Raw genomic sequence first — 25824 nt, forward strand, 5'->3', positions numbered from 1 at the left:
GACTCGTTTCAGCCAGTACAACAAGGTTATCGGCAAGAAGGGCGGGATATTTAGCCACGGAAATAATCACGCCAGAGAATAGTCATATTTGTGTCATGTGGCTGCTTTATATCTTGTAAACCCAAAATGGGTGACCAAAAACAAGAGAAGCGAACAGCATGAAATTAAAACTTTTTGCGTTATTACTGACCTCTTTATTCCCTCTGGCAAGTCAGGCGGCAGATCCGCAAGTTGAACGTTACATTGTCACATTTCCACAAGGTGACCATGTTGAATATCAGGGCGCCTATGCTACTAATTTCCCTGATGGATTGCCGGTTGGCGTGGGATCGGGTTTGCAGTTTATGGGTAAAGAGGGTGACAAGTTGTTTTTTGCCACCGTTACCGATCGCGGCCCCAATGCTGATTCACCAAAAGTCGGCGACAAAGAATCAAAGATTTTTGCCAATCCTAAATACACTCCGCTGCTGATGACCATCCGCGTGGCCGATGGCAAAGCGCTGGCGACTGATGCCCATGCATTGCACGACGAAAACGGCCCAATCAGCGGTTTGCCACTGCCGGAAGGGTTGATTGGTGCGACCAATGAAATCGCGCTCAGCGATACTTTACAGCCATTGTCGAGCGACAAACGCGGGCTGGATACCGAAGGTATTACGCCAGATGGCAAAGGCGGTTACTGGCTGTGCGATGAATACGGTCCGTTCATTATCAACATCGACGGCAAAGGAAAAATCCTCAAAAAATACGGCCCGCAGGCAGAACAAGGCGAGCAGGGTGTTGCGGGTGGATTACCGAATATCCTGAAATGGCGCCAGGCTAACCGTGGTTTTGAAGGTATTACGCGGATGCCTGATGGGCGGATTATTGCGGCGGTGCAAAGCACGCTGGATATCGACGGTAAAAGTAAAAACAGTGCGCAGTTTACTCGGCTGGTGAGCTTCAACCCGGAAACGGGGCAAACCGTGATGTATGGCTACCCAATTGATGTCGATGTTTATAAGAAAGCCAAAGACGCCAAAATTGGCGACATTGTGGCGCTGGACGATAACCGCCTGCTGGTAATCGAACAGGGAGGCGATAAAAACAAAGTAATGCGCAATCTGGTTTATGTCGTCGATCTCAGCCAGGCTAGCGACTTGAGCACATTCGATAAAGAAAAAGCGCCTGAATTTGATGATGCGGCACAACTGACAGCGCGTGGCATCAAACTGGCAGAGAAAAAGCAGGTGGTCGATTTGCGTAAACTCGGCTGGCAGCAAGAGAAAGCTGAAGGTATGACGCTGATCGATAACCAAACCATCGCGGTGATTAATGACAACGATTTCGGTCTGCAATCGGTCGTGGACAAGTCCGATGCCACAAAAGTCTCCATAAAACCGCTGGAGAAACCCGAATCGCAAAACGAGCTGTGGGTGATTAAGTTGTCGGATGCCTTGAAGTAATTATTCGAAATGTGTCGGGTGACGCTAACGCTAACCCGACCTACAAAAACCGCTGTCTTCAACCCGCGTTAAAAACTCATCGCCAATCCTAAACCGTAACCATTGGTGTTATTACCAAACATATAACGCGCCACCAGTCTTGTGCGGGTGATGAAAACATCATAATCACTGCTATCTAGCTCGAACCCTAACCCCATCGACGTCAGGCTATTAAAACCGAGTTGCCCACGTTGCTCCCCCAAATACTCGGTATGTGCCCCTTCCAGAACATAACGTAGCGGCTTATTGAGCAACGTCCAGTCCGAGACAGGTGCACGACGACGCAGATAAACGCCCAGATTTTGCGTGTTGGCCTCGCCTCTGACGGCTTCGGATGTGCTGCCAAAACTGCGCAGAGTCATGTCGGAATAACGCAACTCGATATCGATATCCTGAGGTTTTGAGAACAATTCATAATCGAGCATTAGCGAACCGCCCAAACCATAGGCATTGAGCCGCCCACCATTCAGAAAATCAAAATCTTTATTAGTACGTCGTTTGAAAACATAAGTGCCAATGCGTAGGTCACTGGCCATGGTGCCGAGCATGAAATTGAAGATTGGGCGCAATACCAGGTTGCCACCCCATCTATCGGTATAGACGTGAAAATCCCAGCCAACGCCACCCGTGGCGGTTAGACTGTTCCATTTGGTCGGGATTTTGCGGCTTTGGGTCCCGTCGGAAAGTACAAATTGCGGGTCATAACGGCTGTAACCCATCGTCCCTTCAAGATAGAGAGGGACTTCCTTGCTGATGGTTGCGCCACCGCCGAACTGGGTAATGGATAGCTCTTGCGTCCCGCTGGTACCGTTATCGATATTCAGATCGCTGGCGGTGATATCCGGCCAGACGGTGTAACTCATTAGCGCGAGTACCGCATCAGCATGCTTTTTAGGGCGGCTCGCATCAACGGCATAACTCACCGGGCTGGCTAACGACAGCGCAGCAATAATGGGCAAAGCATAAGAGTACGGCACCGTCATGTTGCTCCCAGTCTCCCCATTGAACGAACATGAGTTCTATGAATGTATTTGCAAGAATACCTTTGTTTTCAGTATAGAAGCCATCAAAATTTTCACGGGGAGATTTGATCTACCTGGTCGGTACTGAATTAATTGGGAATATTACTTGTTAATGGGATGTGACCACAGAATGATTACACTCAAGATATTATTAATAATATTTTTTGTCAGCGGCGAAATTATTGATTTTGATCTGTTATCTTTTTTTTGTTACAAAAATATCAGCGAAAAGATTTAGAAATATCGCTGGTGTCAACTGAAAGTATTATATATGCAGAAAGCCAGCGGAATCATAATTCAATTTCACCAACAATCTTGTTATTGTTAATGACGAAATTAATAGTTTCGATTTTAAAAAATAACATTCCTGATGTTTAATAGTTATTGGAGATGTCATTATGGCTGCAATTACTAAAGCATTGCTTGGTCAAGATCTATCCCCGGAGTTAAGGGATGAGTGCTCAGCTCATCTTGATACTCTCATGGCTCTGGGTCAGTCAAAGACTCAATATTACGCAGAAAAAATAAACACAGATTTATTAGGGGCAGGGCTTGGTACCAATAGAACGTTTCCCATAAGTTCAATACAATCTTTTATTTATCAAACAAAAGCCTTTACGTCAGATAATGCAAAAAATATTACTGACGTTGTGAATAATTCGGTATCAGATTTCGTTGCAGGCGACAATAAATCTGCTGTTGCAACAATAGTTAGTGGGTTTGTCAATATTCTTTTTGGTTCAACTGAGGGTTCTGAAAGCGAAGTACTCAGGTATTGCGCTATTCTTGAAGGTGCATCAATGGTTCGCCTCGATTTTGCTGGGTGGTCACGCACGGTGACATCTACATCATTGAAATCAAAATGCGATAAGGTCAGCTCATTTGTGCTCTACCGTTCAATTGTCGACATGAGCAAAGTCACACTGAATGATTTTATCCAGGTATATCAAGTGACGGTTAAAGCAGAAAATAAAGACATTGATACTGCTGGCATGCTTAAAAAATGCCAGGATCTCTATTATGTATTCAATCCAAAATCAAAACCTCTTAATCACGTATCTGATTTTGCATTAGATCTTGATTCACACGAGCAATTTGAACCATCAGTGGGTCATAAGTCACTAGATGTTTTCAGCAATAAAATAACTTCATTGTAGAAAATACATTTAATTAGCTGAGCATAAGAATCTCCCTCACAGGCAATCTGAGTCTTTGCCTGTGCGGTGAGAGTTGTTCATATATAAATACAGGAATTAATTATGGCTAAAATATATCTCATACTCACTGATCGGAAATACGTGCTCGTTGCCAAAGGTGGCAAGTCGGGAAATCCACCCGAGGAACGCCGTGGATATCATCTCCCCGGCGGGAAATTTGAAAATAGAGATAAAAATAGCTTCGGTACCGTTATTCGTGAGCTTGAAGAAGAAACGGGTATTAAACTTGAAAACCATCAACCATGGGGCAATGAGATTACCCATAAAAAAGCTGTGGGTGCTAAATTTGTTATCGTAGAAACTGAAAACGTACCTGCTTTGGTTGAAGGGTTCAATAATCTCGATGTTTCTAAACGCCCTAAAATAACCAATAAATACGACGAGCCATTTACGGAATTGGTCAGTCTGCCATTAGAAAACTGCTGGAAAGACAAGAATTTTAATTCAGATTATTTGACCGATTATTTTGGTTATGGACTTGAAGAAGCCATGAAAGTACTTGGCTGAGATTAAACTACTTCCCGATAGTTTTGGAGCGTGAGTTTTAACCTTTTTATATAAAGTGTTAGACCCCGAAGGAACGGGGTTTTTTCTGTATGCTGGGCATGTTCAGCATCTCGGGGTGAACTGTCCAGCCGTTTGATTATCGCAGGGTATTGCTCTGATCATGTCCGCTTCTACCTTGAAGCTGCCTACAGCTGCTATGAGGATGGCTAGTTTGTAGAAATATATGGTGGAAAAGTGTTAATTGTTTCTCAAGGTTTTAATTTTCCTAAACCTATTGCGTATGCCTTTTCCAGTGCTGAATAGCTTCCCGGTGCACCATATAGATCGGTTTGAATAGGTATCACCTGGCGACACTGCTGAATTTTTTGCTGAAGGAAGTCAGTTAAAATCTTGTCATCGATAAACTCGCGTCTTTCGACCATACGCCTCGGTAATGTCCAGCGGTCCCAAAATACAACTTTTTCTTCATGGATCAATTTGGCAACCTGAAGCCATGCCTGGAATGTCCCATCTTTAATTCTGTAACTGATAAAATCAAAGGGTTCCAGATTGATATTCGAAGCCCATTCCTGAAGTTTAGCTCCATCTTTTAGCTGCCTAATGCTCTGCAAATAGTAACCAATTTGTTGTTCTGGATTTCCCCATAAACGCATCTCGGTATTATTTTGGTTCAACGTTTGCAATTCAATCAAAATCTCAACGGCATTTTTATATGGAAACCACATTGACCCTTCTGCGGCTCTAAAACGCAGTAACGGGCGGTCATTGACAACTTTTTGGCTAATGCTTTTCACGATAAGTTTCATGTCTAAACCAGGGGGTAACTGCTGCCAACAAGAATCCCAAGGGGAATACAATTGAGCGACAATCCAGATAACATCCCCCGGCTTAATGCGGCTTGCAGGCCCCTGCGTAGACCTTGTTATGTGATAAGTGGGATAATATATAGATTCCGGAGTTTTTTTTCTTGCCGCATAAAATGGCGGGGCAGCAATGTCATCATTTTTTTGAAGAAGGATATCTCTTCTGATGTAATGGATAAAGTGATTCATACGGTCACCCTTTGCAAGATTTAACATATTTAAAGTATCATCTATACCCAAAATAATTCGAGTTGCATGTAGGCGGCAAGGGAGCAAATTCTCAGGGCTTACTTGAGTAAGTGACTGGGATTTATGAGTGCAGCCAACACTCCTGCAACTTGAAGGATGACGGGTATATACAGTCTTTAATACTTCCGCATTAACAAATTAAAAAATTTAAACTTTTGTATGACAGTTTATCCATTGTGCCATTGTAATAGTTAGTTGAGTACCAAGGGGACGCATATGCAGATCATAGATACACCCCTTGATATTATCCAGGGTTATGGGACTAAAATTAACTTGCAAGGTGTAACATCATGGAAACTAACACTGAAAATGAATCATTTATTACAGCTAAACTCCGAAATAAACTGAGTGTTATCGTTGTCTGTATTGTGTTGGCTTTAATTACTGTTTTAAGCGCCACTGCTATTAAAGTTGGCCTGTATGACCCTGATAAAAAGGAATGGTTTGCTCACACTAAAGATATACTTAATATAATTCTTCCTCTTTTGGCAACCTGGATGGGTACTGTGCTGGCATTTTATTATACGCAAAAAAGTATGGATGCTGCGACTCAGCAAACCAATCAGATCATCAGACACTTAACCAGCGATCAAAAACTAAGTGAAATCAGTGCGGAAGATGTAGCTATTGATATGACATCTACTGACGTGACAACTTTAATATTAAAAGATCCTGGAGATGCCGCAAATCTTAATTTACTGAAAAATGTGTTAGAAGAGAAATTGGAAACAACAGGAAGAAATAGGTTGCCTATTATTGATGGCAATGGTGTTGTTCTTTATATACTACATCGTAGTGCAATCGATCAATTTATCATTGATAAACATAAAAGTAATAACTCGGATATAAGAACGTATACCCTCGCTGATTTACTCAGTGATGCGAAATGGAAAGTCATTTTCCAGTCATTTGGGACGATACGTAGAGAAGATAAGCTTTACGCAGCCAAAAAGGCTATGGATACAAATATATATTGTGAGGACGTATTTGGAACTGAAGATGGTACTCGTTCATCTAAAGCGCAATTCTGGTTAACGAACATAACCATTGAACAGCGCTCAATTGTGTGATTACAGAAAAACTTTAGGTGACCATGATGGGACTGACCCGGCCCTATAGTCAGGAATGAGCATTGAACTTCAGATGATGAAGTGCAATGCTCAGCTACCTTATAGACCCAAAATCATTTGAGTTGCATCGCGGCGGCAAGAGAACGAGTCCCGATGAGCTTAGTAAACTAAGTGATTCGGGCGAGTAAGCGTAGCCAACAAAGATGCAACTTGAAGTATGAAGGGTATAGACCTCACACCGACCCCCGCACCACCAGCTTCCAGTCCAGAATCTCATTCACGGTTTCGACTTCCGGGTTATCGATACGCTCGAGTAATAATTGCACGCTGCGTACGCCGAGCTGGTGCATCGGTTGTTCGATGGTGGTGAGAGGAGGGAAGGTCACTGCGCCAAACGGTACGCCATCAAAGCCCATAATCGCCACGTCTTCAGGTACACGCAGGCCTTGCTCATGGGCGTAATGCAGCGCACCACCGGCCAGTGCATCGGATATCGCGAATACCGCATCCGGCGGTTCTGGCAGGGTGAACAGTTCGGCCATTGCCTGCACGCCTGCCTGATATTCAAGGCCATCGGCATACACCACCGCTTGCCAGTTTTTGCCACAGGATGCGCGATAACCCGCTTCACGTTGTTGGGAGTAGAGATAACGCAAATCGCCGTTAATCAAAGCGATGCGTTGGTAACCCGCGCTGTTCAGGTGGTCGACGGCGGCGGCAGCCGCTTTAAAGTTATCAATAGTCACCGACGAGGCACGATAACCGGGGTCGCCTTCACCACATTGTACCCACGGCGAGTCACCAATTAGCGTCGTTAATCCAGGCAAACAACTGACGGCATCCATAGTGATCACACCATCGACCACTTTGCCGCTCAACAGGCGCAAATAGGCCGATTCGCGGGTTAGACGCGATTCAGAATTACACAGCAGAATGTGGTAACCGTGTTTTTCCGCTTCTTCTTCGATACCGCGCACCACGCGGGCGCAGAAGGGGTTGGTGATGTTGGACACCAGCACCAGCAACATGCGGCTGCGTGAAGTGCGCAACTGGCGCGCCAGCAGGTTAGGTTGGTATTCACAAGCCTCAATTGCCGCCAGCACTTTGTCGCGCGTATCGGGTTTCACCGCAGGGTTGCCATTCAGCACCCGGGAAACGGTGGCGGTAGAAACTCCAGCCATTCGCGCCACTTTATCTATCGACATGTTGATCCTTTGCCCGATCGGCTGAATTGTGAACCGCATTCCAGATTTGAATTGATACTACCAAATAATTCACCAGCATGATGGCAAGTTAAATGAAATCGATTACATTTTTATTGAAGTGCGAATGTAATCGATTACAAAAATAACCTCTTACCCTTAAATCAATACTCTGTACCGGAGGATTTATGTCTTCTCAGTCGGCCGTTGGGGCACAAGTGGTCACTCATAAATGGGTGATTCCACGCCTGTCGTTAATGATGTTTCTCGAGTTTTTCGTCTGGGGTGCCTGGTATGTGACCCTCGGCGTGGTGATGGGCAAATACGGCCTGAGCGCATTAATTGGTGATGCGTATTCCACTGGGCCAATCGCCTCGATTTTGTCGCCGTTTGTGCTCGGCATGTTGGTCGACCGTTTCTTTGCCTCGCAAAAGGTGCTCGGCGTGTTGCACCTGGTCGGCGCGGCGTTGTTGTGGTGGCTGCCAGGGATGTTTGAAAGCGGGCAGAGTGGCCTGTTGTGGGTTGTCTTCGCCTACATGCTTTGCTACATGCCAACCATCGCGTTGAGCAATAACGTGGCGTTCCACAGCCTGGCAAACAGCGAAAAAGGGTTTCCGATTGTGCGTGCGTTCGGCACCATCGGCTGGATTGTGGCGGGGCTGATTGTCGGCACCAGCGGTCTTTCAGATAGCACCGGCATCTTCACGCTGGCGGCCATCGCTTCGGTGGTGTTGGGGATCTACAGCTTTACGCTGCCAAATACCCCCGCGCCGGATCGCGGCAAACCGCTTTCAATGCGTGACCTGGTGTGTGCCGACGCTTTTGCGTTGCTCAAACAGCGCCACTTTATGGTGTTTATCATCTGCGCCACGCTGATCTCGATTCCTCTGGCGGCTTATTACGCTTACGCCGCACCGTTTATTTCAGCGGTTGGTTTTGAAAATGTGAGTGGGGTGATGGCGTTTGGTCAGATGTCTGAGCTGCTGTTTATGCTGCTGATTCCCTTCTTCTTCCGTCGTCTGGGCATCAAAATGATGCTGCTGATCGGCATGTTATCGTGGTTCCTGCGCTACGCGATGTTCGCTCTCGGAATTACCGAAGAAACGCGCTGGATGATCTACATCGGCATCATCCTGCACGGGGTCTGTTACGACTTCTTCTTTGTGATTGGCTTTATCTACACCGACAAAGTGGCGGGCAACAAAGTGAAAGGGCAAGCGCAAAGCCTGCTGGTGCTGTTCACCTACGGTCTTGGCATGTTGATTGGTTCGCAAATCAGCGGCGCGGTATTTAACCGCTCAGTGACTGCGAAAGGTGCGGAGGGCTTATTGCAATGGCAACAATTCTGGTGGATGCCAGCGATTGCAGCGGTGGTGATCGCCGCCATCTTCTTCTTCAGCTTCAATTACAAAGAGGGTGAGCAGCATGGCAAATAAGCCGCTGCGCGTGTTGGTTGTGGGCTGCGGGAATATGGGAGCCGCCCACAGCCTCGCGTATCAGCAAGTTGATGAGTTTACGCTCTGCGGGCTGGTGGCTCGCGGAGCGTCAAAAGTTCGCCTCAAAGCACAACTGGCGGCCGACATTCCTCTGTTCGATGATTTGCCGCAGGCAATCAAAGAAACCCAGGCTGATGCGGTGTGCATCGCTACCTGGCCGGATAGCCATGAAGCGCTGGCGCTGACGGCACTGGCGGCAGGTTGCCATGTGTTTCTGGAAAAACCGCTCGCCACCACGGTGAGCGGGGCGAAACGTGTTGTTGCTACCGCGAAACTTGCGGGCAAGAAACTGGTTGTCGGGTACATTCTGCGCCATCACCCTGTCTGGCAGCGGTTTATTCAGCTATCGCACGGGCTGGGCAAACCGCTGGCGATGCGCATGAACCTCAATCAGCAAAGTAGCGGCAGCGCCTGGCACACCCACAAAATGCTGATGCAGTCGCTTTCGCCTATCGTCGATTGCGGTGTGCATTACCTTGACGTGATGTGCCAGATGGCGCAATCCAGTCCGCTGTCGGTGAGTGCGATTGGCGTGCGTTTAAGCGACGAAATCGCGCCAAAACAGTTCAACTACGGCCAGCTTCAGGTGCGTTTTGAAGATAGTTCAGTTGGCTGGTACGAAGCGGGTTGGGGGCCGATGATGAGCCAAACGGCCTTCTTTATTAAAGATGTAATTGGCCCGCAAGGTTCGGTGTCGATCGTGGCGCTCGAAGCCGGGGGCGAAGGGCAATCGGCAAATGTTGAGGCGCACACACGTACCGAATCGTTACGCATTCATCACGCCGAATTAAACGCGCAGGGCGAGTTTGCTCACCAGGATGAATGGGTGACAGCAAGCGATGAACCGGACCATTTTGCCTTGTGCCAACGCGAACAACAGTTTTTTGCCCGTGCCATTTTTGATGATAGCGATTTGTCACTGCATCAGCAGCAGGCGATTGAAAGCCTCGCCGTGGTGCTGGCGGCGGATCTTGCGGTTCGTGAACAACGCACGGTGTTAATTAAGGAGATGTTGTAATGAAAACCCTGAAAGGGCCGTCCATTTTTCTCTCGCAGTTTATTACGGATAAGCCACCATTTAATTCCCTGGAATCCCTTGCCGAGTGGGCGGCGGGGTTAGGTTACAAAGCGCTACAAATCCCAACACACTTACCGCATATTTTTGATCTCGCCAAAGCGGCGCAAAGCCCGGAATACTGTGCAGACATTCGTGCAATGCTGGCAAATGTTGGGCTGGAAATCAGCGAGTTATCGACCCATTTGCAAGGGCAACTGGTGGCCGTGCATCCGGCGTACGATGCGGCATTTGCGGGCTTCGCGCCGCCTGAACTGGCGCACGATGCTAGTGCCCGTCAACAATGGGCAGTCAACAGCCTGAAACAAGCGGCTCGCGCTTCACAAAATTTAGGGCTAAATGCCCACGCGACTTTTTCTGGCGCGCTGGCGTGGCCCTATTTTTACCCGTGGCCGCCACGCAACGAACAACTGCTTGATGAAGCGTTTCGTGAACTGGCTTTCCGCTGGAAACCGATACTGGACAGTTTTGACGAAGCGGGCGTGGATCTGTGTTTTGAGCTACATCCCGGTGAAGATCTGCATGATGGCGTCACCTTTGAGCGTTTTCTGGCGCTGGTCGATAACCACCCGCGTTGCAATATTCTTTACGATCCAAGCCATATGCTGCTGCAACACCTCGATTACCTCGGTTTTATTGACCATTACCACGAGCGAATCAAAGCCTTCCACGTTAAAGACGCCGAGTTTCAAACGTCGGCGAAAAGCGGTGTTTATGCCGGGTATCAGCCGTGGATTGAGCGCCCAGGGCGCTTTCGTTCGCTGGGGGACGGGCAGGTTAATTTCAAGGCAATTTTCAGCAAACTTGCGCAATACGACTATGACGGATGGGCTACGCTTGAATGGGAGTGTTGCCTGAAATCAGGCGATGCGGGGGCGCGCGAAGGGGCCAAATTTATCGCCGATCATATTATTCCGGTTGCCGATTATGCCTTTGACGACTTTGCGCATCACGAAAGCGATGTGTCTGCGGTGCGTCGTATGCTCGGGCTGGAGGGTTAACCATGAAACGGCTACGTTTAGGGATGGTCGGTGGCGGTGAAGGTTCATTTATTGGTGGCGTGCATCGTATTGCGGCAAGGCTTGATGACCAGTTTGAATTAGTCGCCGGTGCATTTTCATCCTCGCCAGAAGTGGCAAAACGCAGCGGTGAAGCGCTGTATGTTGATGCCGGGCGGTGCTACGCCAACTGGCAGGAGATGGCGCAACAAGAAGCCGCTCGTGCCGACGGTATCGAAGTGGTGGCGATTGTCACCCCTAATCATCTGCATGTTCCGGTGGCAAAAGTCTTTTTAGAGCACGGTATTCACGTGATTTGCGATAAACCGCTTGGTGTGACGCTGGCGGAAGCGCAGGCGTTGGCGCAGGTTATCGAAACCAGCGGGTGCCATTTTATTCTCACCCATAACTACAGCGCGTTGCCGATGGTCCGGGAAGCGCGCGCTCGTATTGCCAATAGCGAAATTGGCGATATTCGCGCCATTGAAGTTGAGTATTTGCAGGACTGGCTGAACGACCGGTTAGAACTGACCGATAACAAGCAGGCGAGCTGGCGCGGTAATCCTGCAATGGCTGGCGCTGGGGCGATTGGCGATATTGGTACCCACGCATGGCAACTGGCGGCGTTCGTCTGCGGCATGGAGCCAGAATTAGTGCGTGGCGAACTGCTAACGCGCATTGAAGGGCGGGTGCTGGACGATGAAGTGTACGCCGAAATGCGTTATGCCAATGGTGCAAGAGGGCGTTTGTGGGCAAGCCAGGTGGCACCCGGTTTTGAAAACGACCTGCGTCTGCGCATCGTTGGCAGCAGGGCGACCATCAGCTTCCGTCAGCAACAACCTGAAATCCTTGAAATACATCCGCATCATGGCAATAGTTACGTTGTCACGCGCAATGGTGTCAACAACCACGATTCTGTGCGCCACCAGTGCCGCACACCCGCAGGCCATCCCGAAGGTTATCTGGAAGGATTCGCGCAAATCTACCGTGAAGCCGCGATTAAAATTCGTGGTGGCAAAGCGCCGTTGCTTCCTGGCATCGCCGAAGGACTGGCTGGCATGAAGTTTATCGAAACAGTACGGGAAAGCAGCCATCGCGGTGGCGAATGGCTGGAATGGTGACCAACATCGCGTAGCGTGTCGCGCGCAAAAGTGAAATAAAAAATAGCGATACGTGCACCAGGTCGAGGTTTCGTACAAAGATTAGCCAGCTAAGTTGCTGATGTAGGCGGTTGTTAACTAGCTTTTTTAATGGTGTAGCTGTTTTCCCTCCAGTTTGGTCAAAACAAATGAGGAAGCCATGAAAAAGCTGACGTTAAGTCTGATTACCTTAGCGCTTGCGGGCGTTTCTAACGCTGCGTTTGCTGATACCCTGCGCATGGAATGCCCGATCTCGCCTGGCGGTAAGGAATACTGCAACTACGTCAAAGACCGATTCGAGCAGCAGACCAGCAACAAGCTGGAATTTATCGAGTTCCCTGCGGCGTCTGACGAAAAGCTGGCTTTGTTGCAACAGTTGTTCGCCGCTAAAGATGAGAAAGCGGTCGATTTATTCCAGTCAGATACCATCTGGGTGGGTCTGCTCGATAAGCAAACGCTCGATTTAACCGATGCGGTTGGCGACATGAAAGGGGATTTCTTCCCCGGCCCCTGGGCGAACGATACGGTAAACGGCAAGGTGAAAGCGGTTCCGGCGTATCTCGACACTGGCGTGCTCTATTACCGCAAAGATCTGCTGGAAAAATACAACGAGCAGCCGCCGAAAACCTGGGAAGATCTGACGCGTATCGCCACCAAAATTCAGGAAGAAGAGCGCAAAGCCGGGCACAAAAATTTCTGGGGGATGATCTTCCAGGGCAAGTCGTATGAAGGGCTGACCTGTAACGCGCTGGAGTGGATTGATTCTTACGGCGGCGGCACGTTTATCGACGAAAAAGGGAACGTGACCATTAACAATCCTAAAGCGGCAGCGGCGCTGGATATGGTCGCGGGCTGGATGGGCAAAATCACGCCGAAAGGGGCGTTGGGTTACAAAGAAGAAGAATCTCGAGCGGTATTCCAGAATGGTGACGCGTTGTTTATGCGCAACTGGCCTTACGCCTATTTGCTCTCGCAAGGGGCGGATAGCCCGCTGAAAGGCAAAGTTGGCGTGGCACCTCTGCCTGCGGGGCCTGAGGGCAAATCAGCTAATGCGCTGGGCGGCTGGCAGTGGTCTATCAATGCGAATACCAAAAACAAAGATGCGGCGATTGCGCTGCTGAAAATCCTCACCGATGCTGATTCGCAGAAAATGCAGTTGAAGTATCTCGGTTTTGCACCGACGCGTTCGGCCCTGTATGAAGACAAAGCAGTGCTGGAAGCCGCACCCCATCTGACGTTGTTTAAAGAAATCTTCGCCAACGCGGTACCGCGTCCAGCAACCGCCACCAAAAGCCAGTATCCGCGAGTCTCTAACGCAATCTTCAACGTCACCTTCAAAGTGCTCAATGGCAGTAGCGACGGCAAAACGGCCGTGGCGGATCTGCAAAAACGCCTTGAACGCGTGAAAGGTAAGGACTGGCACTAATTGGCCCGTTCATACCAACAGCGGCGTCGCCGTATCGCGTGGATACTGGTGGCGCCCGCACTCTTGTTACTTGCACTGGCGGCCGGATGGCCACTGGTGCGCACCTTCTTTTTCAGCTTCACCAACGCGATGCTCGATAACCCTTCCGAGTACCAGATGGTGGGGCTGGCGAACTATTACGCCACCCATGACGGCGACAGCAGCGGGGTGCTGGTTGACCCGCTGTGGTGGCAAGCCGTTGGCAATACCTTGTGGTTTACCGTGGTGTCGGTCGGCATCGAGCTGTTTCTTGGCATGTTGCTGGCGCTGTTAATGAACCAGAAGTTTCGCGGCCAGGGCTTAGTCCGCACCGCGATTCTGGTGCCGTGGGCGATTCCTACCATTGTGAGCGCCAAAATGTGGGGCTGGATGTTCCACGACCAGTACGGCGTGGTGAACGATTTGCTGGAAAAAATATTTGGTTATCAGGCACATCTGGCATGGATTGCCGAACCGTCGCTGTCGATGTGGGCGGTGGTGATTGCCGATGTCTGGAAAACCACACCATTTATGGCCCTGATGCTGCTGGCGGCACTGCAACTGATCCCCAACGATCTTTACGAGGCTGCGCGCGTTGATGGTGCCAGCGCGTGGCAGCGTTTCAAGCGCATTACCTTGCCGCTGATTATGCCCGCGATGATTGTGGCGCTGATTTTCCGTGTCATGGACGCGATGCGGATTTTCGACCTGATCTTCGTGCTCACCTCCAATAGTGAAGCCACGATGTCGATTTCCGGTTATGCCCGCGAGCAAATTATCTCTTATCAGGATATGGGGATGGGGTCGGCCGCCTCTGTGCTGGTGTTTATGATGGTAGCGGGCATTGCTGCCTGTTTTATCCGCGTCTCACGCTTAAACGAGAAGGAGAAGCGGTGATGAAAACCACGCGTCGGCAGCGCAAATTTGCGCACAATCTGGTGATTTATGGGGGGGCGACCTGCGCGGTGTTGTTCTGTGTTTTTCCGTTTTATTACGCGATTCTGACCTCGCTGCGCACTGGGCAGGAGCTGTTTTTACCGGCCTACTTCCCGAGTGGTTATCACTGGAGCAACTACGTCACCGCGCTGGTGGCGAACGGTATTGCGCGTAGCTTACTGAACTCGGTACTGGTGGCGACGATAACCGTGGGGATTTGCTTGCTGGTGTCTATTACGGCTTCATTCGCACTGGCGCGGGTGCAGTTTCGCGGGCGTAAATTCCTGTTGTTCACCATTCTGTGTGTCTCGATGTTCCCGCAGGTGGCGGTGCTAACTGGCATGTTCGAGCTGGTGCGTTTTCTTGGGTTATATGATTCGCTTGGCGCACTGGTGTTGTCGTACACCACTTTTTCGCTGCCGTTCACCGTTTGGGTGCTTACCACCTTTATGAAATCGATTCCGGTGGAGCTGGAGGAGGCGGCGATTGTCGACGGCGCGAAAACCTGGACCATTATCCGCCGCGTGTTTGCGCCGATTCTGGCTCCGGCGTTGGTCACTACCGGCTTGCTGGCGTTTATCGGCGCGTGGAATGAATTTATGTTCGCGCTGACGTTTATTATTTCCAGCGATAAACGCACGGTGCCGGTGGCGATCAGTATGTTCAGCGGCGCGTCGACCTTTGAGTTGCCGTGGGGCAGCATTATGGCAGCCTCAGTCATGGTGACGCTGCCGATTATCGTGTTGGTGCTTATCTTCCAGAAACGCATTGTCAGCGGGCTAACCAGTGGGGCGATTAAGGGATAACCATGGCGCAACTTGTGCTCGATAAAATTCAAAAACGCTATAACAGCACTTCGGAAGTGATTAAACCGCTCGATCTGGAAGTGAATAGCGGCGAGTTTGTGGTGGTGGTGGGGCCTTCCGGCTGCGGGAAGTCGACATTACTGCGCATGGTCGCAGGGCTTGAGGAAATCAGCGGCGGCGAGATGCGTATTGACGGCGTTTGCGTTAACGATGATTCGCCGTCGGAACGCGGCATTGGCATGGTGTTCCAGTCTTACGCGCTGTATCCGCACATGACGGTGTATCAGAACATGGCGTTTGCGCTGGAGATGGCGAAACTGCCGGTCAAAATCATCGATGAAAAAGTGCGAGAAAGTGCGCGCATTTTACAGCTTGAGCATTTGCTCGATCGGCGTCCCAAAGATCTCTCCGGCGGCCAGCGCCAGCGTGTGGCTATCGGGCGAGCCATTGTGCGTGAGCCGAGTCTGTTTCTTTTCGATGAGCCGCTCTCAAACCTTGATGCTTCACTGCGCGTGCAAATGCGCATGGAAATCGCCGCCCTGCATAAACGTATCAACGCCACGATATTGTACGTCACTCACGACCAGGTCGAAGCGATGACGCTTGCCGATCGTATAGTGGTGCTTAATCAGGGGCAAATCGAACAGGTGGGTACGCCGCTTGAGCTCTACGACCGCCCGGCGAACGTGTTTGTCGCGCAGTTTATTGGCTCGCCAAAAATGAATTTGATCCACGGTGTGTTAACGCACGGCAGCGCACTGCGTACCGATGTTATGTTGGAGAATCGCCAGGAAATTACGCTGCCGATAAACAGTGCCGGCGTGCCAGAAGGGCAAGCGGTGCAACTGGGTATTCGCCCGGAACACGTCCAGATAACCGAGCTGGTGCAGGCGGATATCGAAGGCGAAGTGTTGTTTGTCGAACAGATGGGCAACGAGACTTTACTGTACGTGAACAGCGGTTACGGTAGCGAACCGTTAGTTATGCGCCATACTTTCAGGCTTGAGATTAAGGCTGACAGACGTATCGGCCTGCGGCTACCGCCGGAAAATTGCTATTTGTTTAATAATGACGGGCGGGCATTTGTGCGAATTTAGCTGATGATTATTGGGGTGGATGACGCGGTTCGTAGGTCGGATAAGCGCAGCGTCATCCGACAAAAAAGGAGAAAAAAGTGGAAAAAAAATGGTGGCACAACGCGGTGGTGTACCAAATCTATCCGCGTAGTTTTATGGACAGCAACGGCGATGGTATCGGCGACATTAACGGCATCATCAGCAAACTCGACTACCTGCAACAGCTCGGCATCAACCTGATTTGGCTCTCGCCGGTTTACCGCTCGCCGATGGACGATAACGGCTACGACATTTCCGATTACGAAGATATAGCCGCTGAATTTGGCACCATGGCGCAGATGGAAACGCTGATCGCGCAGGCCAAACAGCGCGACATTCACATCCTGATGGATCTGGTTGTTAACCACACTTCTGACGAACACCCCTGGTTTATCGAAGCGCTGAAATCGAAAGATAACCCGTATCGCGATTTCTACATCTGGCGCAAACCTGCGGCAGATGGCGGCCCGCCGAACGATTTCCACTCATATTTTGGCGGCAGCGGCTGGGCATTTGATGAAGCCAGCGGCGAATATTATCTACACCAGTTCTCAACACGCCAGCCCGACCTCAACTGGGAAAACCCGCGCGTTCACGCTGAAGTCCACGCCATGATGAACCGCTGGCTGGCGAAAGGCATCGGCGGTTTCCGCATGGACGTTATCGACCTTATCGGTAAAGAAGTCGACGCACAGAAAATGGCGAATGGCAAAAATCTGCACGCTCTGATTCGCCAGATGAATCGCGCCACGTTTGGCAAAGGTGACGCCGTCACGGTGGGTGAAGCCTGGAGCGCCACGCCCGCTGACGCACAGCTTTACAGCGGTGTCGAGCGCGAAGAACTCTCTATGGTTTTCCAGTTCGACCACATCAAACAGTTTTGGGATGAGCACGCCGGGAAATGGCGCAGCAAGCCATTTGAACTGGCGAGTTTCAAAGCGCTCATTGAGAAGTGGCAAACCGCACTGGCGCACCATGGCTGGAATTCGCTGTTCTGGAGCAACCACGATTTACCGCGTGCGGTGTCGAAATTTGGTGACGAAGGCGAGTTCCGTGTGGCTTCGGCCAAAATGCTTGCCACCGCGCTGCATTGCCTGAAAGGCACGCCGTATATTTATCAGGGTGAAGAGATTGGCATGACCAACGTGCGCTACGAAACCATTGATGAATATCGCGATATCGAAAGCCTGAATCTTTATCAAGAGCGGCTGGCGGAAGGTGTCAGCCATGAGGAGATGATGCAGGGGATTCATGCTAACGGGCGTGATAACGCGCGCACGCCGATGCAGTGGGACGATAGCCCGAATGCAGGTTTCACCACCGGAACACCCTGGATTACCGTGAACCCGAATTACCGCGAGATCAATGTCGCGGCGGCCCTCGCCGAACCGGATTCAATTTTGTGGCATTACCAGAAACTGGTGGCGTTGCGTAAACAGTACCCGGTTTTGGTGTACGGCGATTTCCAGCCTGTACTGCGCGAGCATCCGCAGGTTTTTGCCTGGCTAAGAGCACTTGATAGCGAGCGGTTATTGGTCATCAATAATTTCACCGCTGAGCACCTGACGCTCGATATCCCGCATCAGATGCAGAACTGGCACGGCGAATGTTTGATTAGCAACTACGCGCCACGCGATCGGCTTGCTGTCAGTATTGAACTCCAACCTTATGAATCTTTTGCTTTATTAATCGGGAGGTAAACGATGGCGAGCTGGTGGAAAGAGGCGGTGGCCTACCAGATTTATCCGCGCAGTTTTAAAGACAGCAACGGTGATGGCATTGGTGACCTGAACGGCATCACTGAAAAGCTCGATTACCTCAAAGATCTCGGCATCGATCTCATTTGGATCTGCCCGATGTACAAATCGCCTAACGATGATAACGGTTACGACATCAGCGATTATCAGCAAATCATGGCGGAATTTGGCACCATGGCGGATTTCGACCGCCTGCTGGAACAAGCCCACGCGCGTGAGATGCGGTTGATTATCGACCTGGTGGTTAACCACACTTCCGATGAACATCCGTGGTTTCTTGAATCGCGTTCCTCACGTGATAACCCGAAACGTGACTGGTACACCTGGCGCGATGGTAAAAATGGGGCGGAACCCAATAACTGGGAAGGGATTTTTAAAGGTTCAGCCTGGGAATTTGACCCGCACACCGAACAGTATTACCTGCATCTGTTTACCCGTCGCCAGCCGGATCTGAACTGGGAAAACCACGATGTACGCCGCGCGGTGTACGACATGATGCGTTGGTGGCTGGATAAAGGCATCGACGGTTTCCGCATTGACGCCATCGCGCACCTGAAAAAAGAGCCGCTGCTGGCGGACGTGCCGAACCCGGACAAATTGCGTTATGCGCCGTCAATGAAAAGCCATCTTAACTACGACGGGCTGCTGGATTATGTCGATGACATGAGCCGCAATGTGCTCCAGCACTACGATATTGTCACCGTTGGTGAGATGAACGGCCTGAATTCCGAACATGCTGAAGAGTGGGTGGGCGAACATCGTGGGCGGCTCAATATGGTGTTCCAGTTTGAACACGTGCGTTTATGGGAGCCAGAGGCCGGTTTGCGCCCGGAACCGGCGGTCCTGAAAAAGATCTTCACCGCCTGGCAGCAAGCGCTGGAAGGCAGAGGCTGGAATGCGTTGTATGTGGAAAACCACGACCTGACGCGCATTACTTCGCGCTGGGGTGACACCGAGCACCACTGGCGGGAAAGTGCGACCTGCATTGCAGCACTCTATTTCTTAATGCAAGGGACGCCGTTTATCTATCAGGGCCAGGAAATTGGCATGACCAATACCCGCTTCGAGGGGCTGGACGATTTTGATGATGTCTCTGCGAAAAACATGTGGCGCGAGCTGGAAGCTCAGGGCAAAAGTGAAGCTGAAATCATCGCGTTCCTCACCAATACCGGGCGTGATAATTCGCGCACGCCGATGCAGTGGAATGGCTGGCCAAACGCCGGTTTTAGCGATACCGCACCGTGGTTTAAGGTGAATGCCAACCATGAAATGATTAACATCGCCAGCCAGCAGCAAGACCCGGATTCGGTACTGAGTTTTTATCGCGCGTTGATTCAACTGCGTAAACAAGAGCACACGTTAATTTATGGGCGCTACGAGCTGGAGCTGGAAGACCACGAACAAATTTATGCTTATAGACGTGTGCTCGAAGAGTCGGAATTCGTGGTGCTGTGCAATATGTCGGGGAAATCGGCGCGCTGGACGGGGGAGGAATTAGCGCTCGAATGGGCCGAATGTGTGCTGGGGAATTACCCGCAGGTGGATGAACTGTATCGGCTGCATCCGTGGGAGACGCGGGTTTATAAGCTCACCTAAACAAGTTTGTCGGATGACGCTGCTGTATGACCTATGAAAAACGGTTTTGTAGGGGGATAAGCGCCAGCGTCATCCACCGTTTTCGCCACGCTTATTGAAGTCTCAGAGCAACCCTATACAGTAACGGCGCGGCCTGCGGTATGATGTGCGCTGGTTTTTAACAAGGAGGGGTTATGTTGTCGACAACATTTCCAGCTTTGCAGGCCACGACCATTGATTCCATTAATACATTGGGCGAGTGGCTTTCTCACAATGAGTTTGATGCACTGCCCGCGGTGACTGATGGCGAACTGATTATTCTCGCAGGCAATGCCGTCATTCCCACCATTGATGCGGCCTGCGAGCTTGCAGCTAACAGCGAACTGCCGCTGCTCATTACCGGTGGTATTGGGCATTCCACAACCTTTTTATACGCAGCCATCGCTAAACATCCGCGCTATAACACTATCCCAACCACCGGGCGCGCTGAAGCTGCAATCATCAAAGATATTGCTACCCAGTTCTGGAAGATCCCCGCTGAAAAAGTGCTGACGGAAGAGAAGTCCACCAACTGCGGCGAGAACGCACGCTTCACTTATGACTTGATGCAAACGCTGAAAATAACACCTGCGAGCGCGATCGTTATTCAAGATCCCACCATGCAGCGCCGTACCGTCGCGACATTTGAACGTGCCTGGCAGAATGATGCACATCAACCACAGTGGCGCAGCTGGCCGGGGTTTGTGCCGTTGCTGGTCAGTGACGAAACCCAGACTGTATTTCATCCGCATCAAAAAGGATTATGGCCGGTTGAGCGTTACATTTCGCTGGCGCTGGGGGAAATCCCGCGAATCAGAGATGATGCACAGGGCTACGGGCCAAACGGACGTGACTTTATTACCCACGTAGATATTCCGCTGGCAGTGATTAATGCCTGGGAAGTTCTCGCCAGTGATGCCGCGCTGGCACAGTGGATGCACGAGCGTGGTTTATCAATATGAGTGATTTCGGCGGATGACGCTGCGCTTATCCGCCCTACAAAATCAACACAAGAAGCGCATTTGTTGTTTGTAGGGTGGATAAGCGAATGCGCCATCCACCGTTTTCACCTTAACGATGCTGGTAACAGTTCACACCCAAATACTTGCTGAACGCTTCCTGTAATACCGCGCCCGTTGCGGAATGGTTCATGGCGACGTGGTGCTCAAAACCGTTGTTACAAATCCACGCCAGTAAATTCTCCAGATGTGGCACTTCAATGACCGCACGGCAGCCGACGGTATCTAACGGATCGTCAACCGATTGCCCTTCGCCAACATAGGCTTTCACTTCGCCGGTAAAATCATCCGATGACAGACGGAAGTAGGTCAGCGGGCCGCTTTTCAGGCGCCCATGCACCGCGCCACAGGTGTTTTCTTTGCCGACCGTAGTGCCAATGATATCGGCGGTACCCATCGACGGAGATTCCAGGCTGCTGCTGGCAAAGTTCCCGCAGTGGAACAGCACGCATTTGTTGCGATCGTCGCCGAAGTTGTTATTCCAGTCGGCAATCGAGGCCGGGTTAAGCGACGCGCTGGCGAGGGCATACATCGACAACGCGCCCATCACGTCCACTTCGCAGGCGCTTGGCATTAACTGCCCGGACATCACGCTCATAATCGAGCAAACGTTAATGCCGAGGTTTTCCTGAAGCGACGTCCAGCACTGAATCGCCGTGGTGTCGATGTCGTTTGCGACTACCCATTCGCTGATCACCACGAACAGTTTTGCCATCTGGGTTAACTTGTCGGCTGGGATCCCGCTGGCGTCAGCGTTTTCAATTAAGATGCCACGCTTCTCGTGCACCCGCAGATCGTCATCGCTGATGTGTTTGATGCGGGTGAAAATTTCCGACAGGTCGAGGGTTTCAACCGCCACGCCCATTTTTTCGAGCAGTTTTTCGCTGTAGCGCACGGTGTTAAAACTGGCCGGACGCGCACCAATCGCCCCGATGCGCACGCCCTGCATCGATTTCACCACCCGGCAAATTTGCGCAAAACGCTGTAAATCTTGTTCGAACACTTCACCGCTTAGCGCACAAACATGCTGCGTGGTGAGCGTGAAGGGGATGTTGTACTGGCGCAGGTTGTTACACAGGGAGATTTTCCCGCAGAAGCTATCGCGGCGAGTCGCCAGGCCCATTTTGTCGAGGTTGTCCTCTTCGGCTTGAATGAGCACCGGGACTTTCAAACCGGAAAGACGAATCGCTTCTGCCACTGCTTTTTCATCGCCAAAGTTTGGCAGCAGTACCACTACTCCATGAATATCATCACGATGCTGGCGGAACAGTTCGGCACAAACTTTGGCATCCTGACGGGTTTCCACGCCACCGAGATGCGTTTCTCCGTCTTTTAGCATTATCGTTTTGATCCCCAGTTTGCCAAACAGCGCTTCGGCCTGTTCATGCGCCTGCGCCACTAAATAGCTTGGGAAGAACCCGCGGTTTCCGATGATAACGCCGAAAGTTAATTCTTTTGGGATACGAGACATGGCTTCACTCCAGTAAAAGTTAATTCGGCACAAAGCGGCAGCGGGCCACGGCTTCAAGCCACTGTTTATAGTTTTGTTGCATTGCTTTTTGTTGTTCTGCCTGTGGCTGCAAACGCTCGCCACAGTGGGCCAGTGCGGCAAGCGGTGTACCGTCTTGCCACCAACCAAGGGTTTTTCCGGCTAACAGCGTTGCGCCGAGTGCGGAGATTTCAGCAGCGGGTTGAATGATCAACGGGCGTTGCAGTACATCGGCCTGCAACTGCATCAACCAGCGATTTTGGGTGGCGGTGCCATCAACGCACAGCGACTCAAGGTGCTCGCCGGTTGCCTGTTCCATCGCGAAAAAGACATCGGCAATTTGATAGACCAGCGACTCCAGTGCGGCTCGCGCCAGCACTGCAGGGGTGGCGGCGTCCGTCAGGCCACAAATCATGCCGCGTGCGTGGAGATCCCACCACGGCGCACCCAGCCCGGAAAGCGCAGGCACGTAATAGACGCCCTGGTTACTTTGTGCGGATTGCGCAAGCCGGGTCAGTTCTGCCGGGTCGTTGATGCCCAGCATTTTCCCAAGCCATGCGGCACCCGAGCCGGTATGGGTGATGTTGCCTTCCAGCGCGTAATTCAGCTCGCCGTCGTGCCAGGCAAGCGTGGTGCTCAGGCGATTGCTGCGGTTTGCCGGTTCGGGAAGCGAAAGCATCAATGACGAGCCGGTACCATAAGTGGCTTTCACCACCTGCCCGCAAACGCTGCGTTGGGCGTAGAGTGCCGCATGTGAATCACCGATCAGTGCCAGCACCGGCGTACCGATCGGCAAGCCTGGAATGGTGTTGATTTGTACTTCACCGTGGTGCCCGGCAGAAGGGCGCACTTCAGCAAGTGCTGCACGCGGAATACCGAATAATTGCAGCAGTTCGTCGTCCCATTCGCCCCGGTAAATATTAAACAGCTGCGTGCGGGCCGCATTCGAGTAGTCGGTGGTAAACGAGTGTCCGGCAGTCAGTTGCCAGTTCAACCAGGAATCGATGGTTCCGATACACAGCTCACCCGCTGCGGCGCGTTTCACTCCGTCTGGAATGGCGTCGAGCAGGGCGCGGATTTTCGCCGCCGGGAATAACGGGTCGACGGGCAGGCCAGTAAGACGGGTGATAAGCTCGCCATGGCCCTGCGCTAAAAGTTGCTCACACGTTTGTTCTGAGCGGCGATCCTGCCAGCTCACGACGGGCGTGAGTGGTTTACCATCATGGCGCTGCCACACCAACACGGATTCACGCTGGTTGCTTATCGCAATGCCTGCGATGGTGGCGGAGCCAAGTTGTGGCAGGCAGCCGCTTAACGCTTCGCAAACGGCTTGCCACAATGCAATTGGGTCTTGTTCTGCAAGCCCTGGTGCCGGGTGCGTCATTGCCACGCCGACACTGCAACGGGCACAGATTTCCCCGTTGCTATTCACCGCCACCACTTTGGCGTTGGTGGTGCCCTCATCAATAGCCAGAATTACCGGGCTGGACATGGCTATGCTCCTTTGCAAAGCGCTGTGGCGGAACGTGTGACCCCTGCGGCATCAATTCCATGATGAGCACGCATCTCCTTGCGATCCGCCGCAATAGCATAGCTACCGTCTGCAATACCGAGCCGCAACAAAGGGATGCCACACCCGGCCTCCGCTAACACTTCCGCGACCAGGCTGCCGACACCGCCATTCACGTTGTGCTCTTCAACGGTTATCACATGGCGTGAATTTTTAAGCATGGTGAGAAGTTGCGCGGTATCGCAAGGGCGAATAGATGGAACGTTGATCACCGCCGCATTAATACCTAAATCGGCGAGTTGTGCCGCAGCCGTAACGATTTCATGCACCGTTGAACCCATTGCCACTAAGGCCACATCGTCGCCTTCGCGCAGTTGCTCAACTGCTCCTGGTTTGAACTGGTAATCCGCATCGTGCAGTTCCGGCAGGGCTTTCCCATCGAGGCGAATATAAACCGGGCCAACGTGTTCCAGTGCGTAGTCAATAATCTGGCGGCATTCAATCGGGCAGGATGGCGCGTAGATTTCAATGTTGCCAAAACCGCGCAGCACGGCGATGTCGTCAATGCTGTGGTGGGTGCTGGCGAGCGGGCCATAACTGGCTCCGGCATTGAGGCCAAACAGTTTGACGTTGCTGTTGTTGTAGCAAACGTCGACTTTGATCTGCTCATTGGCGCGCGAGATTAAAAACGGAGCCGCATTGCAAGTGACGGCTATTTTCCCGCCCATCGACAGGCCGACCGCGGTTCCCACCAGCGTCTGTTCGGCAATCCCAACGTTCACCAGTCGGTCAGGAAACTGTTTTATAAAGGGGGATATTTTTGCCGTAGAGGTTGAGTCGGCAACGACCGGCACCAGGTCTACGCCGCGTTCGACGGCGTCAATAAAGGCATTCACCATTACGGTTGCCAGGTGTTCGCTATTACTCATCTTTCAGTTCCTCCAGCGCCAGTTCGATTTCGTCACCTTTCGGTATCCGGTGGTGCCATTCCGCGCGTCCCTGAATAAAGGAGATGCCCGCGCCTTTGGTGGTGTTGGCAATCACGACGTGCGGTTTACCCTGTGGCTGTAACCCTTCAAGGGTGGCGACCACATCAGCCATGTCATTGCCGCGACATTCGGTCACTTCCATGCCGAACGCGCGCCATTTCTCATCGAGCGGGTCGGTATTGAGGATCTCTTTGGTCGAGCCTGCGAGTTGCAGATTGTTTTTGTCGTTAATAATGATCAGGTTATCGAGCTGGTAATGCGCCGCGACTAACGCCGCTTCCCAGTTGCTGCCTTCTGCCAGCTCGCCATCGCCGGTCACCACAAAGACGCGACGTTTGCTGTTGTTGCGTTTGGCGGCCAGCGCAATGCCAACGGCGACCGGCAGACCGTGGCCCAGAGCGCCAGTGTTAAGCTCCACACCAGGCGTTTTGTGTTTCACCGGGTGGCCGGGCAGGTGAGAGTCGGCATGCTGATAAGTCGGCAGCCACTCCACAGGAATAAACCCGGCTTCAGCCAGCACACAGTAATAACCGCCAACCGCATGGCCTTTGGACTGAATGTAGATGTCACGTTCGTCGCTGTTAATCAGTTGCGGCGAACAATTCAGTATCCGGAAGTACAGGGCGGTTAAGATCTCCACCTGTGATAAATCGGCCCCGGTATGGCCGCCAGCCGGGCTGTTGGCATTGAGCAGGACGATGCGGCGACGGACGGCGCGTGCTCTTTTTTCCAGATCCGTAACTGACAGTGCGAACGGATTCATAGTGTTACCTCTTGCATTAAAAATCATAGATGAATAATTATTCCGTGCGGGTAAAAAAAT

General features: G+C 51.3%; 22 protein-coding genes. 15 read left to right on the forward strand and 7 right to left on the reverse strand.

Annotation, left to right across the window (positions count from 1 at the left end):
* Positions 1–158 precede the first annotated feature (158 nt).
* A complete protein-coding gene (locus D8682_RS02115; RefSeq protein WP_121813379.1) occupies positions 159–1445 on the forward strand; it encodes an esterase-like activity of phytase family protein in 1287 nt (428 codons plus the stop codon).
* 68 nt (positions 1446–1513) lie between these two features.
* On the opposite strand, the gene D8682_RS02120 is transcribed toward D8682_RS02115, so the two are convergent.
* The gene (locus D8682_RS02120; RefSeq protein WP_121813380.1) at positions 1514–2467 is read right to left on the reverse strand and encodes a hypothetical protein; all 954 of its coding nucleotides are present in this window, start codon (positions 2465–2467) and stop codon (positions 1514–1516) included.
* A 437-nt stretch (positions 2468–2904) separates the two neighbouring features.
* On the opposite strand from D8682_RS02120, the gene D8682_RS02125 reads away from it, so the two are divergent.
* Together D8682_RS02125 and D8682_RS02130 are read left to right on the forward strand one after the other, a co-directional pair.
* Positions 2905–3663: a hypothetical protein gene (locus tag D8682_RS02125; RefSeq protein ID WP_064547028.1), complete on the forward strand. Its 759-nt coding sequence runs from the start codon at positions 2905–2907 to the stop codon at positions 3661–3663.
* A 102-nt stretch (positions 3664–3765) separates the two neighbouring features.
* Complete coding sequence (locus D8682_RS02130; RefSeq protein WP_121813381.1) at positions 3766–4230, forward strand: NUDIX domain-containing protein; 465 nt, start codon at positions 3766–3768, stop codon at positions 4228–4230.
* 248 nt (positions 4231–4478) lie between these two features.
* Here the strand turns inward: D8682_RS02130 and D8682_RS02135 are convergent, their stop codons facing one another.
* The gene (locus D8682_RS02135) at positions 4479–5282 is read right to left on the reverse strand and encodes a hypothetical protein (RefSeq protein ID WP_121813382.1); all 804 of its coding nucleotides are present in this window, start codon (positions 5280–5282) and stop codon (positions 4479–4481) included.
* Positions 5283–5632: 350 nt separating this feature from the next.
* On the opposite strand from D8682_RS02135, the gene D8682_RS02140 reads away from it, so the two are divergent.
* A complete protein-coding gene (locus D8682_RS02140) occupies positions 5633–6412 on the forward strand; it encodes a hypothetical protein (RefSeq protein WP_064547024.1) in 780 nt (259 codons plus the stop codon).
* A gap of 233 nt (positions 6413–6645) precedes the next feature.
* On the opposite strand, the gene D8682_RS02145 is transcribed toward D8682_RS02140, so the two are convergent.
* Entirely contained in the window at positions 6646–7617 is a 972-nt protein-coding gene (locus D8682_RS02145; protein WP_064547022.1) for a LacI family DNA-binding transcriptional regulator, read from the reverse strand.
* 185 nt (positions 7618–7802) lie between these two features.
* Between D8682_RS02145 and D8682_RS02150 the strand changes: the two genes are divergently transcribed.
* From D8682_RS02150 to D8682_RS02200, 11 genes are all read left to right on the forward strand, one after another.
* A complete protein-coding gene (locus D8682_RS02150; protein WP_064547020.1) occupies positions 7803–9050 on the forward strand; it encodes an MFS transporter in 1248 nt (415 codons plus the stop codon).
* The gene (locus D8682_RS02155; protein WP_121813383.1) at positions 9040–10128 is read left to right on the forward strand and encodes a Gfo/Idh/MocA family protein; all 1089 of its coding nucleotides are present in this window, start codon (positions 9040–9042) and stop codon (positions 10126–10128) included. The genes D8682_RS02150 and D8682_RS02155 overlap by 11 nt, the downstream gene beginning before the upstream one ends.
* Positions 10128–11186: a sugar phosphate isomerase/epimerase gene (locus D8682_RS02160; RefSeq protein WP_121813384.1), complete on the forward strand. Its 1059-nt coding sequence runs from the start codon at positions 10128–10130 to the stop codon at positions 11184–11186. Before D8682_RS02155 ends, D8682_RS02160 begins: the two co-directional genes overlap by 1 nt.
* A gap of 2 nt (positions 11187–11188) precedes the next feature.
* Complete coding sequence (locus D8682_RS02165) at positions 11189–12304, forward strand: Gfo/Idh/MocA family protein (protein ID WP_064547014.1); 1116 nt, start codon at positions 11189–11191, stop codon at positions 12302–12304.
* 178 nt (positions 12305–12482) lie between these two features.
* Positions 12483–13748, forward strand: a complete 1266-nt coding sequence (locus tag D8682_RS02170) for an ABC transporter substrate-binding protein (protein ID WP_121813385.1) — start codon at positions 12483–12485, stop codon at positions 13746–13748.
* The gene (locus D8682_RS02175; protein ID WP_238392809.1) at positions 13749–14663 is read left to right on the forward strand and encodes a carbohydrate ABC transporter permease; all 915 of its coding nucleotides are present in this window, start codon (positions 13749–13751) and stop codon (positions 14661–14663) included.
* On the forward strand, positions 14663–15508 hold the full coding sequence (locus tag D8682_RS02180; protein WP_064547008.1) for a carbohydrate ABC transporter permease: 846 nt from the start codon (positions 14663–14665) through the stop codon (positions 15506–15508). Before D8682_RS02175 ends, D8682_RS02180 begins: the two co-directional genes overlap by 1 nt.
* A gap of 2 nt (positions 15509–15510) precedes the next feature.
* Positions 15511–16605, forward strand: coding sequence for an ABC transporter ATP-binding protein (locus D8682_RS02185; RefSeq protein WP_064547006.1), 1095 nt, complete (start codon positions 15511–15513; stop codon positions 16603–16605).
* Positions 16606–16682: 77 nt separating this feature from the next.
* Positions 16683–18323, forward strand: a complete 1641-nt coding sequence (locus D8682_RS02190) for an alpha-glucosidase (RefSeq protein WP_121813386.1) — start codon at positions 16683–16685, stop codon at positions 18321–18323.
* Between the two features lie 3 nt (positions 18324–18326).
* Complete coding sequence (locus D8682_RS02195) at positions 18327–19976, forward strand: alpha-glucosidase (RefSeq protein ID WP_121813387.1); 1650 nt, start codon at positions 18327–18329, stop codon at positions 19974–19976.
* A 173-nt stretch (positions 19977–20149) separates the two neighbouring features.
* On the forward strand, positions 20150–20956 hold the full coding sequence (locus D8682_RS02200; RefSeq protein ID WP_121813388.1) for a YdcF family protein: 807 nt from the start codon (positions 20150–20152) through the stop codon (positions 20954–20956).
* A gap of 109 nt (positions 20957–21065) precedes the next feature.
* Here D8682_RS02200 and D8682_RS02205 read toward each other — a convergent pair whose 3' ends face one another.
* Genes D8682_RS02205 through D8682_RS02220 form a run of 4 tightly spaced genes read right to left on the reverse strand, consistent with a single transcriptional unit; the run spans position 21066 to position 25764 of the window.
* Complete coding sequence (locus D8682_RS02205) at positions 21066–22484, reverse strand: L-fucose/L-arabinose isomerase family protein (RefSeq protein WP_121813389.1); 1419 nt, start codon at positions 22482–22484, stop codon at positions 21066–21068.
* A 19-nt stretch (positions 22485–22503) separates the two neighbouring features.
* Positions 22504–23994 (reverse strand): FGGY family carbohydrate kinase, encoded by a 1491-nt coding sequence (locus tag D8682_RS02210; RefSeq protein ID WP_121813390.1) that lies wholly within the window; start codon positions 23992–23994, stop codon positions 22504–22506.
* 2 nt (positions 23995–23996) lie between these two features.
* The gene (locus D8682_RS02215) at positions 23997–24941 is read right to left on the reverse strand and encodes a transketolase family protein (protein ID WP_064546993.1); all 945 of its coding nucleotides are present in this window, start codon (positions 24939–24941) and stop codon (positions 23997–23999) included.
* Positions 24934–25764, reverse strand: a complete 831-nt coding sequence (locus D8682_RS02220) for a transketolase (RefSeq protein WP_121813391.1) — start codon at positions 25762–25764, stop codon at positions 24934–24936. The genes D8682_RS02215 and D8682_RS02220 overlap by 8 nt, the downstream gene beginning before the upstream one ends.
* Positions 25765–25824: the final 60 nt, after the last annotated feature.

The sequence above is a fragment of the Buttiauxella sp. 3AFRM03 genome, from assembly GCF_003675305.1.
GTDB classification, from domain to species: Bacteria; Pseudomonadota; Gammaproteobacteria; order Enterobacterales; family Enterobacteriaceae; genus Buttiauxella; species Buttiauxella ferragutiae.